The following is a 13,391-nucleotide window of genomic DNA, read 5'->3' on the forward strand; positions in this document are numbered from 1 at the left end:
TCATCCGCGGCATCGGTTGTGGTGACGCCGGCCGTCGGCCGGCACGGCTACGTAGATCCGCTCGCCGTCCAGGCGAACCGGGAAGGCGTACAGCCGGCAGGTGTCCGGGTTGTTTCCCCGGCCGGTCGTCAGGTCGAACTCCCACCCGTGGCCCGAGCAGGTGAGCACCTCACCGTCGAAATCGCCTTCCGCCAGCGGAACTTCCGAATGCGGGCACATACCCTGGTAGGCCCGCAACTCGCCGCCCGGCAGATGGACCAGCAGCACTTGGTCCTCCCCCACCGTGACCTCGGCGATGTCGCCCTCCCACAGTTCATCGAGGGTGCTGGCGCTCGTCCAGGACAGTTCCTCAGGATTCATCGAAGAACGCCTCCACGTGATCGAGCGGCCCCACCCCCGCCTCGCCGATGCGCTGCTCGGGCGGCAGCACGCGGCCCTCATGGCGAACGCGGATCGGGACCGATCCGGCCGCCACCCGATGGCCGACGGCGTGCTCGGCGATCTTCTGGCCGACGACCTGAGCCGTGTCCTGATCGTCGACGGGGACGAGCATCGCGAAGACGTCGTTCTCGAAATTCGCGCTCAGCGGTAGCAACGCCATCAGATCCCCCTCAATCAGCGGCCGGGCCGAGCGCCCAGGCGTAGTCGGTGGCGTCGCGTCCCTGCTCGGCCTCGGACAGCCCCATGTAGGCGAGCGCTCCGGCCAGATCGGGCGGGACGATGTCGCCGGCCAGGAATCGGTCGATGAGCGACTTGTGCCCGGCGAACCGTTCCGGCCGTTGGGTGAAGATCCACTTGCACGGCTCCGAGCAGAACAGGTACGTCCGCCCGTTGTGGGTGTGCCGCAGCGGGGCGGCCGAGTCGAGCGCGCCGGTCATGACACCCGCCGCGCGGACGATCGGGATCTGGCAGAGGTTGCAGGTCATCGGCAGCGTCTGGGGGAAGGTGGCCGCGACGTTCCCACTGCGCAGGTTTTCCTGGATGACGTCCCAGTTGCGGCCGAACGTGCTGTTCCAGCCCGGGTACTTCTCCTCCAGCCACTCGCGTTCCTCGGCGGAGACACCCGCGTCCGGGTTCCACCACACGGTGGGCCGATAGTTCCAGACGCCGAGGTGGATGGCGTGGTGGTACCAGGTGAGTTCATCGATGAACTGGTCCCAATACCAGGGATAGTCCAGGCCGAAATCGCGGAACTGCTCGGCGAACTGCTTGACGACCCAGTCCTCGATGAATTCCTTGAACGACATCCGCCGGCTCTCCAGCGGCGTGTAGTAATCCATCGACAGTCCCGTGAGCACCGCGAACGCCCGCCAGGAACGCCAGAACATGTGATCGATCAAAAACTGTCCCCATTCTTTGTGCCCGTTGTCGATGAGCACCTTGATGGTCGGCTCGCCCTGCTGGGAATGGCGCGCCTCATCGGTCTGGATACTGGAGATCAGCGCCCCGAATTCCAGGTCGCCGACGTCCATCGCGTCGGCCGCCATACCGAGGAACTGCAGGTTCGTGAAGCCCGTCTCCAGCGTGAAGGTGAGTTGCAGCGCGATGGAGACCGCGTCGTTGGCGACGAACATGTCGTCGAAAAGGTGCCGGACGGCGAGCACTACCCAGTTGTTCGTGTGGAACGACTTCAGCGCCCAGTCGGCGCGCGGCTCCTTGTCCAGCAGCCCGTACGGGAAGAACGCCTGGATCTGCCCGTGCCGCATCTCATCCAGCGCGCCGAACGTCGCCGTGTTGCGCCAGGCCGCCGACCTGCCGAATCGGGCCATGCGCGCCTCTCCGATGGCGGCCAGATACTCAGGCATCGTGATGGCCCCGTAGTGGGCCAGGATCACCGACTTCCAACCGGGATCCAGCTGGTCGAACAGCTTGGAGCGGCTGATCGTGTTCTTCAGCGAGTAGGTGGTGGCGTCCTTGGTGACCTGGTTGTGGACGTACTCGCGGTAGCTGATCTTGTACGGTTCGTCCCAGCGCGTCCATGCCTCACTGGAAACTCGGTGAGAGCCGGATAACTCCTCCGGGAATGCCTCCTCTTCGGTGACATAGCGGAACGTCCAATTGGTGTCGCGTGATAGGTCGTACCAGTCGCTACGTGAAAGTTTCGGCATCACTGCCCCTTCTCGGTGCCCGAACCATTCGTTGACGTACGGACTTCACGACGGTTCCCTCGATTCCCCGAGGGATGAACCTTTTCAGGCTCCTCGGTGTCACGGAATCGCGCTTGTGTCAAATGACTGTGTCTTGGCTCTTGTCTCCCTGCCGGTCCTCAGGGCCACCGGCCGCCCGGACCGCGATGCGCCACCATCCGGCGAGGAAGTCGTCCAGCGCGGCCAGGAGGGCCGGATGTCCCGGGATGAAGCTTTCATGGTGTCCGCGATGTTCGCGCTGGTCGTCGGGGCCGGGCGGGGGCGGATCTTGCGGCGGTGCGGTCCTTGTCGTCCAATTCACGGTGATCGCTCTTCGCGATTTCCGGCCCTTCATGAGGGGAGAACTGGTGCGTCGCCGAATCACCGCCTTGTCGCTTCTCGCGGTCACCGCTCTGACGCCGATCCTGGCCACGAGCACGCCAGCGCACGCCTCGTCCACGCTCCAAGTCGTCTACAGCAACCTGCCCTATGACGTCTGCATCAGCTTCGGCCGGTCGGGCCAGGAGACCGGACGCTGGCAGACGTGGTGGTGCAGCACTCACCAGCCCGAGAACCCGATGTTCTACACCTACGACCTGTGGGCGTACGTGAACTGAAGCAGTTCTCCCGGCACGGGTGCTGCCGTCGTCCCCATCGCGGGATCGAGCAGCACCCGCAGATCCTGAGGCCTTCGAGGTCTTCTACCGAAGACACGCCGAACGCGTGAGCCGCTTCGTGGCCCGCCGGGTGACCGATCCGCACACGGTGGACGATCTCACCACCGAGATCTTCCTGGCCGCCATCGACACCGCGGGCACGTACAAGGCCGAGCGGGGCGGCGAGGTGGCGTGGCTGTTCGGCATCGCGCGCAACGTGGTGGCGTCCGAGCTGCGCAGAGCGGCCAGAGAGCTGCACAAGAGCGGCAGGGCGGCGGGACGGCGCACGCTGGACGCCGACGACATCGCCCGGTTAGAGGAGCGCATCGACGCCGAGCGGGCCGCCCGCCCGCTGTTGTCGGCCATCGCGAAGCTGCCCAAGAGCCTGAGGGCCGTGGCCGAGCTGGTGGACATCGACGGCCTGTCGGTCGCCGACACCGCCATGGCCCTGCGCATCCGCGTCGGCACCGCCCGGGTGCGGCTGCATCGCGCGCACCGCCGGCTAATGATCGAATCCGGTCACCGCCCGGAAGCCATCTTGAAAGGATCGTCATGAACGGGTCTCTCGCCGGTTTCGAAGAGCGCCGGCTGGCCGAGCTGAAGGAGCACGTGGCGGCCCGGGCGGCGGCCGAGCGGGCCGGACGACCGCACGCGGCAGCTGAGCGGGCCGGATGGCCGCGCCGCCGGATGGTCCTGGCCGTGGCGGCGGGGGCGGCGATCGCCGCCGTGGCGAGCGTGGTCACGGTCTCGTCCATGGGCGGGGCCGACCGCGCCTACGCCGTTACCAAGGACTCCGACGGCATCGTGTACGTCACCGTACGCGACTTCCGGGACGCGGCGGGACTGACCAGGCAGCTCAAGAGCCTCAACGTGCCCGCCATCGTGGACTTCGTCCCGGCGGGCCAGAAATGCAAGGAGCCGCGCGCCGAACCCGTGACGGACATCCCCCGCGGCCTGTATTACGCGCCCAGGAACATCCCCGGCGACGACGCCGGCTCGGGCTGGCAGATGCAGATCAACACCAAGCTGTTCAAGCCCGGCCAGACCTTCGTCTGGACCCTTGCGGTCGATCCCGTCTACGGAGGGAGCGACACCAGCACGATCCTCATGCGGGACCCGGTGGCGCCCTGCGAGCTGGTCCCCGACGACGTACAGCACGTCGTGCCGAAGATGCCCTTCCCGGAGGTCACGTCGCTGGGCGGGTACCGGGTGGAGGGCAAGACCGTGGGCGAAGTCCTGCCGGAGATCGAGAAGCGCGGCCTCAAGGTCACCTACCTGATCACCGAACCCCCTCCCGAGCGCTATCCGGGCGACCCGTACCTGATGTACCCCACCAAGCAGGGCACTCCGGTGGGTGCGGACTGGTTCGTCTGGCAGGCGGACGAGCCGGAGAAGGGAGTGATCCGCCTGATGGTCACGCAGAAACTCCAGAAGCCTTAGCGATCAGCCCGTCATGGTTCGCTCCGGCGGGTCAACGTAGGAGCAGTCGCTTGCGGAGGCGGGTTTTGAGGGGTGTTCTGGCGCGTACGGCCTGGCGGACGGCGTCGCTGTGGCGCCAGGCCGCGTCGGCGGCCTCGTGGGCGACGTCGTCGGGGGCGTAGCGGACGAAGTTGGAAATATCGGCTAGTGGTCGGAGATGGGTGGATATGTCGGCGGGGTGCCGGGCCACCACGTCCTCGGCGGTCAGCGCCCGCTCCCCCTTCAGGCCGAGGTCGTCACAGGTCTGTGACCACGCGCCGAGCACCCGCCGCTCCGCGCCCGTCACGCTCCTGCGGGCCCGCCTGCGCCACCACGGCAGCACCATCGCCGCGCTCGCGTACACCACCAGGATCCCCGCCCCCACCGCCGGGACGATCACCCACAACGGCGGCCCGGCCGAGGTTTCGCGGCCGCCGCCCGCCGTGGGCTTCTGACCGGCCTTCGGCTTGTTCACCGTGCCCTGGGTGAACTCGCCCTCCAGCTCCTCGCTCTCCTTGAGAGCGGAGGACACCACCTCGTGGTCGTCCTTCGCGCCGCCGCGGCCGGGCGTGGGGTAGAACGGCCGCCAGCCGAGCTTGTCGAACTTGATCTCCGCCCACGCCATGACATGGCCTGATTTAACGTGGTAAATCCCGTCGGACGCCTGCCCCGGCCGGAACCCCACCACGACCCTCGACGGCAGCCCGAGCGTCCTGGCCATGAGCGCGAACGTCGACGCGAACTGCTCCGACGTCCCCCTGTGCGTGGTCTCCAGGAAGAACTCCAGGCCCTTGAGCGAGTGCCCCGGCGGCGCGGTGACGTCGTAGGTGGCGCTGGTGCGCAGGTAGCTCTGCAGCCGGTACGCCTGCTTGATCGGCACGTCCGCGCCCTTGGTGGCCTGCTGGGCGAGCTTGTGGAACAGCGCCTCCTGAGGCCCGGCCGGGAACGCGGTCAGCGCCGGATCGTCGACCGGCGTGGCCGCGAGCAGCTCGGCCTTCGACGGCTCCGCCACCCGCGAGGTCACCTCGTACGTGAACCCCTTGGCCGGCCGGCTCGCGGCCAGCAGCGCGCCGCTCCCGGGGTCGACGGCCAGGCCGCGTACGCCGTCGACCTCGACGGGACGTTCGGCGCCGGGCAGCCAGGTGCCGGGCAGGCCGCTGAACGTGATCGTCTGGCGTACGGTCTGCGCCTTGCCCGTCCAGTCCCCCGCGGGCACCCGCCCGCCCGTCGGCTGGAAGCGGGCGCCGGACGTCCAGCGGACGCCGTCATAGCGGTCGAGTACGGCCAGCCGCCAGTTGAGGGGCTTGGCCGCCTTGACGGTGAACAGGTCCCGGTCGGGGATCTGCAGCCAGGCGGACACGCGGTCGAGCGGGCTGACGCTGTCGACGCGTACCGGAGGCGGGAGTTCGGCGTCGTCGCGCGGGTTGTACGGCTCGGCGGCGATGGGCAGCAGCGGCCCGGCGACCAGGGCGACGGCGGCCAGCGCGGCGGCGGCCGGGATGCCGGCGAGCAGCCACAGCGCCGGCCGGTCGTCCCGAAGCAGGGCCAGGGCCGCGATGAGCACCACGAGGGCCGCGGCGACAGGCAGGTTCGAGCCCGCACCGTCCACCCCGAACAGCAGCGCCACCCCGTACACCACGAGTCCGGGCACCGCGGCGGCCACGCGGGTCCTGGTGCGGGTCAGCGTCTCGGCGCCGACCACGGCGGCGACCCAGACGAGCGTGTGCACGAGGATCAGCAGCCGCGGCTCCGGCTGGGCGGGCAGGAGCGTGGTGAGCAGCGCCCGCCACGAGTCGGCCAGGTCGCCGAGCAGGCCGGGCGCGATGCCCTTGTACAGCGGTACGGTCCCGGCGAACCACAGGACCAGGTCGAGCACCAGCGCCAGCCAGAGGGGCCGCCGCCGGCAGAGCGCGGCCACCAGGGCGGGGACGGTCGCGGCGGGCACGACGGCCAGGAGCAGCTCGGTGCCGGGAAAGACGCGATGGAACCCCCACCCACCGGCCCCGGTGACGGCCGCCACCAGCGCCAATCCCCCTAACCACCGCCACACCGGCCCGCCCGCACGCCCAGTCTCGTCGACCTGTGGGCCGCCGCTCGGTTCAGCCCGGCGGCGGCTCATCGCCTGCCCCAGGCCAGCGGCAGCGCGGCCAGGTCCGCGATGGGGACGACCGTCACGCCGGGCGCGCTGAGCGGACCTGTCCCTATATATACGCAGATGATGCGGTCGAACCGTCGTCGTGCCCCCGCCACTCGGGCGGCCTCGGCGGGGTCGCCGGTGATGACGACGAGCGCGCCGCCGCGGGCCAGCCGGACCGCCTCGCCGACCCCGGACGTACCGGATCCAACCAGGGCGAGGCGATCCAGCAGCAGCTCGGGATCGGTCTTGGTCTCGGCGAGCGGCCCGTCGCCCGTGAGCACCCGCACGGGGAAGCCGGACCGGGCGGCGGCGACGGCGGCCGAGGCGGCGGCGTCCACGCCCAGTTCGGTGAGGTGACGGGTGTCGAGGACGACCGTCGTGGTGGGCAGGCTGGCGTCGATGAGCTGGCGCACCATGAGCGTGCCGGTGCGCGCGCTGGACTTCCAGTGGACGTGGCGCAGGTCGTCGCCGACGACGTACTCGCGCAGGGTGTGGAAGGTGACCGTGCCGCTGGGGGCGTTGTCGCTGGTGGGGCCCTCCAGGTGGTGGGCCTTGCCCGACGCGGGCACCGGCAGCGCGACCGTGCGGGGGCGGACCAGCAGCGTGGCCGTCTGGCCGTACCGCCTGATCCTGCGTGTCAGGCCGAACGGGTCGGCGCGGACGAGCAGGAGCGGGCCGACGGGGATCTCGCCGCGCACGCCGGTGGGCAGCGGGTACGACACCGTCCTGGTGGCGTTCCGGGGCAGGCGGGGCAGGTCCACCGTGTGCTCGGCCGTACCGATCCGGTCCTGCGCGCGCAGCCCTGACAGGCCCTGGCGGCCGAGATTGCGTACGTGAAGGACCGCGACGGCCGCGTCCCCGCGCGGCACCTTGAGCGGAGTGACCTCGCGCCGCACCTCCAGCCTCGGTCTGGGGGCGGTCCAGACGAGGGCGGCGGCGAGCGCGAGCACCCCGCCGGTGGCCAGCACGACGGGCTCCGGATAGCCGAGCGCGAACCCGGCCGCGTAGAGGATCACGGAGCCGGCGAGTGTGCCCCACCCCAGCGGTGTCAGCACCTAGGCCGCCTGCGGCACCGGCATCCCGGCGAGGAGCTCGCCGAGCACGTGCGCCGCGGTGACCTCGCGTAGTTCGGCCTCCGGGGTGAGGATCAGCCGGTGCGCGATGACCGGGACGGCCAGGGCCTTGACGTCCTCCGGCACGACGTAGTGGCGTCCGGCGGCGGCGGCCTTGACGCGGGCGGCCCGCAGCAGCGCGAGGCTGCCACGCGGGGAGGCGCCGAGCCGCAGGTGCGGGTTGGTGCGCGTGGCGCCGCACAGGGCGACGATGTAGTCGTAGACGGGGTCGGCGACGTGGATGCGGGTGGCGAACTCGATCATCCCGGCCACGTCCGACGCGCGGGCCACCACGGGCAGCCGCTCGACCTGCGGCCCGGTGGGCATTCCCTTGAGCACCTCGACCTCCGAGACGTGGTCGGGGTAGCCGACGGAGATCCGCATGAGGAAGCGGTCGAGCTGGGCCTCCGGCAGCGGGTAGGTGCCGTCCATGTCGACGGGATTCTGCGTGGCGACCACCAGGAACGGCCTGGGTACGGGATGCGGCTCGGCGTCGACCGTGACCCGGCGCTCCTCCATGACCTCCAGCAGCGCGGACTGGGTCTTCGGGGAGGCGCGGTTGATCTCGTCGGCGAGCACGATGTTGGCGAACACCGGCCCCTGGTGGAACTCGAACTTCTGGTGCGCCTGGTTGAAGATCGACACGCCGGTGATGTCGCTGGGCAGCAGGTCGGGCGTGAACTGGATGCGCCGCCACTCGGCGTCGACACTGGCGGCGATGGACCTGGCGAGCGTGGTCTTGCCGGTGCCGGGCACGTCCTCGATCAGCAGGTGTCCTTCGGAGAACAGGCAGATCAGGGCCAGCTCGATGGCTTCGTGCTTGCCGCGGATGATGCGCTCGATGTTCTGGGCCAGCATCTGGAAGCGCTGGGCGAACTGTGCCGCAAGCTGCTGCGGTTGCTGCGTCTGCTCGTTGTACAACTGAGGTCCCCTATCTCAGTCGGTGCATTCGAAGAGCGGAGCCTCCGGGAAGCCGCCCCCGTCCGGTGTGGCCACCAGCGTGTCGTTGAGGTAGCCGTTGCCCGCCGACGACTCGATCCGGTTCCAGATGTCACTGGACTTTCCGGTGGACTTGTCGGTGTAGGACGAGCCCTTGACCTGGCAGATCACTGTCAGCGTGATGTACTGGCCCTGCGGGATCCTTCCGGCCTCGCCATCGGCGGACGGGCCCGGCCGGATGAGCGTGTTGGTGTCGTTGTTGCTGGCGTTCTGGTACTGCTGTTTCGGATAGGCCAGGTCCACGTCCGCTGTGGCGGCGTCCTGGCTCTCCCCCGCGTCGTTCTTGGCCTTGAGCTTGAACTCGTGCTTCTGGTTGTTCTTGAGCCCTTCGGCGGTGAACGACGTGCCCTTGACGCTGTCGTTGCTCACCGCGCCGGAGAGCACGTACGTGATGCCTTCGCCGCCGCTCTCCGGGGCGTCCCAGGTCAGCTCGGCGCCGCGGTTCTTGGGCTTGGCCGCGAAGTTGGCCGGTTTGCCGGGGGCCACGCAAGGCTTGACCCCGGCGCTGGGCTCCGACTCGACCTGGCCGCCCGACCAGTGGGCGACGACCGTGAAGGTGTACTCGGCGCCGCAGCTCCCGCCCGAGAACTCGAACTGGAACGGCCCGCCGGCGTCCACCGACTGCGGCGTGGTCTTGCCGTCGCCGCCGGACACCTTGAGCGTGTAGCGGTCGACCTTGCCGCCGCTGGACGGGCTGAAGTTCACGCTGACGTGGCCGGGGCCCGACTTGGCGCTGACGGCGCCCGGTTTGGTGGGCGCGCTGGGCGTGGGGGTGGGAGTGGGGCTGCGGGTGGCCGAGGAGGGAGTCGGGGTCGACGTCGGGGTCTTGGTGGGCCTGCGCGTCGGCTCCGGCGCGTCTGTCTGCGTCGGCTCCGGGGCGTCCGTCCTGGTCGGGTCGGGCCGGGGGTCGGTGTTCGTCGGCTCGGGCCGTGGGGTCTGCTTGGGCTTGGGGGTGTTGGTGGGTCCCGGTACGTCCGAGTCGTCCTTGTCGACGTCGTGCTTGCGGCCTTCGGTGTCGACGACGACGGCCTTGTCGCCGTTCTCGTCGTTCGCCCAGAGCAGGCCGTCCTTGACGAACACGTCGACCGGGCCGGGCCCCTGCGCCACCTGGAGCTTGGTGGGCTGACCGCCCGCCGCGCTGTCCCACACGATCAGGCCGCCCGTGCTGCGGTCCGGGACGTACACCTTCGAGCCGAGTACCTGCGGCACACCGAGCGCGGCCGGGTCCTTCACCGCGAACTTGGTGTTGAGCACCGAGTTCGACTCTGTGTCGACCACCACGAGGAGCCCGGAGTCGCCGGGCGTGAGCAGCGGCACCAGCGAGCCCTCGGTCGAGGCCGGCGCCATAACGCCGCCCTTGGCGGCCTGGGCGACCTCCTTGGGCAGCGTGATCTCGCCCACGCCGCCGTCCGCGCCGACGATCGTGGCGGTCGCGGCGCGGGTGTTGACGATCATCGGCAGGCCGCCCGCGATCGTGACGGCCAGCTCCTCGCCCGGTTCACCGACCTTGACGGCGCTCGCGGCGACGCCCTTGGTCACGGGTACGACCTCGCCCTTGGCCGTCACCGGCACCCAGAGCCGCCCGCCACCGTCGATGCGGGCCGAGCCGAGCGGGCCCGGCAGCGTCAGCGGCGCGCCGACCGAGTTGAGCGTGGCGGGGTCGATCTGCTGGACCTTGCCCTCCGGGTCCACCGCGTAGCCGGCGGCGCCCGAGACGACGATCTGCAGGCCGGCCGTGCCGAAGTTACGGGTCTGCGCGACGCTGAGCTGGCCGGGCTCGATCCGGCTGACGTAGCCGCTGCCGTCGTCGACGAGCAGGACGTTCGAGCCGTCCTGGACGACGCGCAGCCGCTTTGCCGACTTCTTGTCGAGGTAGCCGTCGACCTCGCCGGACAGGCCGTTGACGTGCACGATCTTGCCTCGGGCCTGGGTCCATAACCAGGCGCCGACGTCGGCCAGTTTGGGCGTGGCGCTGGAGACGCCCACGCCGAAGACGGCCGCCAAGGCGACCAGGATCACGGCCACCGCGCCGGCGATCACGGCCGTGGCACGGTCTCCGCGGAGTACGCGGATACGCAAGGCGTCACTCACCCCGTACGTACGATTACTGAACGTTTGCCCCCGTATTACCCTGGATCACCCTAGCGTGCGGCGTGACTACTCGCAGGTAAGCACGCGAGGTCGGGCACTGCTCGCAGGTAAGCCCGTCAGGTCGGGCCGAGATTGTCGGTCCGAAGCCGTACCTTAGAGCCCGTGTCCGAACAGCCCCTGACCCTCGACGCCGCCCTCTCGGAGGAGGCGGTGCTGTCGACCTACCGCCGGATGTTCGCGGCGCTGGCCCGCGACAGCGGCGCGGTCGTCGACGACCCGGCCCTGGTCGACATCGCCGAGACGCTGTTCGCGGCGTTCGCGGAGGCGGGCGAGGAGTGGCTGACGCACGAGCAGATGCGCTTCGCCTGCCGCGCCTATCCCGGTGACCAGTTCGACAACCGGCTGCGCGTGCTCAAGGGGCTGGGCGCGATCCGCGAGGTGTTCCCCAAGCCCAACCAGCTGCGCTATCGGGCGTCGTTCACCAGCGTGGTCGGGCTGATGTTCATCAGGCGGATGATGGACGACGGCGGCCAGTCGGAGATGCACCGGCTGCTCGCGCTCGAAGACCTCAACGTCGCCGACCCGCGCACCACGATGGAGGAGGCCAGGCAGAGCGCCGCCAACCTGGCCAGGGCGTTCCGGCTGTGGGCGCTGGAGCTGATCACGCTCACCATGGGCACGATCGAGGAGCTGCGCGAGCAGGCGCCCAAGCTGTGGGGCACCGAGGAGATCGCACGCCGGGCGCAGAGTTTGCACGGCACGATCCTGACCCGCTGGCCGGCGCTCGACCGGGTCTGCACCGATCTGCGAGCGGCCATCTACGCCTACAGCGACGCCTCCCGGCGGGCGGCGGGGCGCCTGGCCGACTCGGCGGGCACGACCCGCAACCTGACGCTGCTGCCCACCGAGACGTGGCGCACGTTCTCGCAGACCGCTTCGCGTGAGCGGCTCGCGGCGGTGCTCGACGGCTTCGTGTTCGACGCTCCGGCGCCCTGGCACGACCCGGCGGCGATCGCCCGCGCGGTCGACGAGGCGCCCCGCCCGGCTCCTGCCCAGCCCACGCCCCCGCGCTCCAACCTCGCCGACGCTGGCCCCGAAGGCTCACTCGACTCCGCGCCCAACGCGGCGATCGAGCGGCTGACCGAGGTGGCGGAGTCGCTGCTGGGGGCGTCGTCGCGGGTGGCACTTGCCGACGTACTCCGGTCCGACTGGCCGTCGGCCCGCCGGCTGCTGGCCGACCTGACGACGGTCGATCTGCGGCCTGAGCTGCCTTATCGGCTCGTATGGGCCGACGACCTCACGATCTCGCCAGGAGGCGAACCAGCCTGGCTGTCCCACGGCTACCTGGAGCGCACTTCGTCAACGACCCCCTCCTGAAGGAGAGGGCTTGAGGCGCCGTCAGGTGCTTTGAAGCCCCGTGTTGACCAGCCCTAGTCATCACTGTTGGAGGTGTGATCCAGATGGCTACCTTTCACGCAGGACCGCAGACCCACCAGCGAATGCTTCCTCAGTTCGCTGCTCTGGAATCCGTGGGAGCAGACACGCCCGAGGGTGGGCACGAAACGGCTTACGGACGCGCGGCAGGCCGCGCACCCGGCGTGGAAGTTGGGCGAGGGGAGATCCGCCGTAGCGCACCGGTCGGCGGGCGTCACCCCGACCCGGAGCAGTCCGGGAAGGGCGGAAGGGTCCTTACAGACCCACACGTTTTCGTGCTCGATCGCGACGGGAAACCGTTGCAGCCCTGCCGACCCGGCCGGGCCCGGCAGTTCCTCAAAGCGGGCCGGGCGGTGGTGGTCCGGCACACCCCGTTCGTCATCCGCCTGACCGACCGCGCGCTGTCCGACTCCACGGTGACCGGCGTGCAGGTCGGCCTCGACCCCGGCTCCAAGCACACCGGCATTGCCGTCTTCACCGAACGCGACGCAACCCGTACCGGGAAATACAGCATTCAACTTGACCACCGGGGCGCGGCAATCCGCAACAAGCTCACCGCCCGCTCCACCTACCGGCGCGGCAGGAGGTCGCGCAAGCTGCGCTACCGCGCTCCTCGATTCCTCAACCGCACCAGGCCCCAGGGCTGGCTCGCGCCGTCCCTGCGGCACCGCGTGGACACCACCATGTCGTGGGTGGCCCGGCTGAGGCGGTGGGCACCCGTGCGCGCCATCCACGTCGAACGCGTCGCCTTCGACACCCACGCCATCTCGGCGGGCAAACCGCTGGAAGGCATCGACTACCAGCAGGGGACACTGGCCGGATACGAGGTCCGCCAATACCTGCTGGAAAAATGGGGCCGCACCTGCGTCTACTGCGGCGCGGCGGGTACACCGTTGCAGGTCGAGCACATCCACCCCAAAGCGCGCGGCGGCTCCGACCGAATCGCCAACCTGACCTTGGCGTGTGGGCCCTGCAACCAGGCCAAGAACCGCACGCTCGTCGAAGAGTTCCTGCAAGGCAAGCCCGCGCTGCTGGCGCGCATCCTCAAGCAGGCAAAGGCCCCGCTCCGAGACGCCGCGGCGGTCAACGCCACCCGCTGGGCGCTGTGGCGGGCGCTGACCGCGACAACTCTGCCCGTGGCCACCGGTTCGGGCGGGCGTACCCAGTGGAACCGCGCCCGCACGAACGCGCCGAAGTCCCACACCCTGGACGCCCTGCACGTCGGCGAACTCGGGCAGGTGACCGGGTGGCCAGACCGCATCCTGGTGATCAAAGCCACCGGCCGCGGCCGCTACAGCCGAACCCGCACCGATCGGTACGGGTTCCCCCGCCTGCGACTTCCCCGAATCAAGCACGTCCACGGGTTCGCCACCGGCGA

The 13,391-nt window shown here is 69.9% G+C and carries 12 protein-coding genes; 5 read left to right on the forward strand and 7 right to left on the reverse strand.

Annotated features, from left to right (window positions below; translation table 11 throughout):
- The 3 genes from AB0L53_RS25680 to AB0L53_RS25690 are packed head-to-tail and all read right to left on the reverse strand — an operon-like array spanning position 1 to position 2,108.
- Complete coding sequence (locus tag AB0L53_RS25680; RefSeq protein ID WP_363998488.1) at positions 1-360, reverse strand: Rieske 2Fe-2S domain-containing protein; 360 nt, start codon at positions 358-360, stop codon at positions 1-3.
- Positions 350-601 carry a toluene-4-monooxygenase system B family protein gene (locus tag AB0L53_RS25685; RefSeq protein WP_363998491.1) on the reverse strand — a complete coding sequence of 84 codons (252 nt, stop codon included), beginning with the start codon at positions 599-601 and terminating at the stop codon, positions 350-352. Before AB0L53_RS25685 ends, AB0L53_RS25680 begins: the two co-directional genes overlap by 11 nt.
- 10 nt (positions 602-611) lie before the next feature.
- Positions 612-2,108 carry an aromatic/alkene/methane monooxygenase hydroxylase/oxygenase subunit alpha gene (locus AB0L53_RS25690; RefSeq protein WP_363998493.1) on the reverse strand — a complete coding sequence of 499 codons (1,497 nt, stop codon included), beginning with the start codon at positions 2,106-2,108 and terminating at the stop codon, positions 612-614.
- Positions 2,109-2,494: 386 nt separating this feature from the next.
- On the opposite strand from AB0L53_RS25690, the gene AB0L53_RS25695 reads away from it, so the two are divergent.
- Genes AB0L53_RS25695 through AB0L53_RS25705 form a run of 3 tightly spaced genes read left to right on the forward strand, consistent with a single transcriptional unit; the run spans position 2,495 to position 4,222 of the window.
- The gene (locus AB0L53_RS25695; RefSeq protein ID WP_357960150.1) at positions 2,495-2,743 is read left to right on the forward strand and encodes a hypothetical protein; all 249 of its coding nucleotides are present in this window, start codon (positions 2,495-2,497) and stop codon (positions 2,741-2,743) included.
- A 19-nt stretch (positions 2,744-2,762) separates the two neighbouring features.
- Positions 2,763-3,338, forward strand: coding sequence for an RNA polymerase sigma factor (locus AB0L53_RS25700; protein ID WP_363998496.1), 576 nt, complete (start codon positions 2,763-2,765; stop codon positions 3,336-3,338).
- A complete protein-coding gene (locus AB0L53_RS25705; protein ID WP_363998499.1) occupies positions 3,335-4,222 on the forward strand; it encodes a hypothetical protein in 888 nt (295 codons plus the stop codon). The genes AB0L53_RS25700 and AB0L53_RS25705 overlap by 4 nt, the downstream gene beginning before the upstream one ends.
- A 31-nt stretch (positions 4,223-4,253) precedes the next feature.
- On the opposite strand, the gene AB0L53_RS25710 is transcribed toward AB0L53_RS25705, so the two are convergent.
- The 4 genes from AB0L53_RS25710 to AB0L53_RS25725 all read right to left on the reverse strand — a co-directional run bounded on the left by AB0L53_RS25710 (position 4,254) and on the right by AB0L53_RS25725 (position 10,579).
- Positions 4,254-6,260, reverse strand: coding sequence for a DUF3488 and transglutaminase-like domain-containing protein (locus tag AB0L53_RS25710; protein ID WP_363998502.1), 2,007 nt, complete (start codon positions 6,258-6,260; stop codon positions 4,254-4,256).
- Between the two features lie 95 nt (positions 6,261-6,355).
- Complete coding sequence (locus AB0L53_RS25715; protein ID WP_363998505.1) at positions 6,356-7,432, reverse strand: DUF58 domain-containing protein; 1,077 nt, start codon at positions 7,430-7,432, stop codon at positions 6,356-6,358.
- Positions 7,433-8,410: a MoxR family ATPase gene (locus tag AB0L53_RS25720; protein ID WP_225289611.1), complete on the reverse strand. Its 978-nt coding sequence runs from the start codon at positions 8,408-8,410 to the stop codon at positions 7,433-7,435.
- Between the two features lie 15 nt (positions 8,411-8,425).
- Positions 8,426-10,579 carry a hypothetical protein gene (locus tag AB0L53_RS25725; RefSeq protein WP_363998508.1) on the reverse strand — a complete coding sequence of 718 codons (2,154 nt, stop codon included), beginning with the start codon at positions 10,577-10,579 and terminating at the stop codon, positions 8,426-8,428.
- Between the two features lie 162 nt (positions 10,580-10,741).
- Here AB0L53_RS25725 and AB0L53_RS25730 point away from each other — a divergent pair, with 162 nt between their 5' ends.
- Both AB0L53_RS25730 and iscB read left to right on the forward strand, forming a co-directional pair.
- Complete coding sequence (locus AB0L53_RS25730) at positions 10,742-11,956, forward strand: hypothetical protein (protein ID WP_363998511.1); 1,215 nt, start codon at positions 10,742-10,744, stop codon at positions 11,954-11,956.
- 332 nt (positions 11,957-12,288) lie between these two features.
- Positions 12,289-13,391 (forward strand): RNA-guided endonuclease IscB (gene iscB, locus AB0L53_RS25735; RefSeq protein ID WP_363998513.1); only part of this gene is annotated, 1,103 nt, incomplete at its 3' end.

Origin of the sequence: Nonomuraea sp. NPDC052129, assembly GCF_040680095.1 — a bacterium.
Lineage (GTDB): Bacteria > Actinomycetota > Actinomycetes > Streptosporangiales > Streptosporangiaceae > Nonomuraea.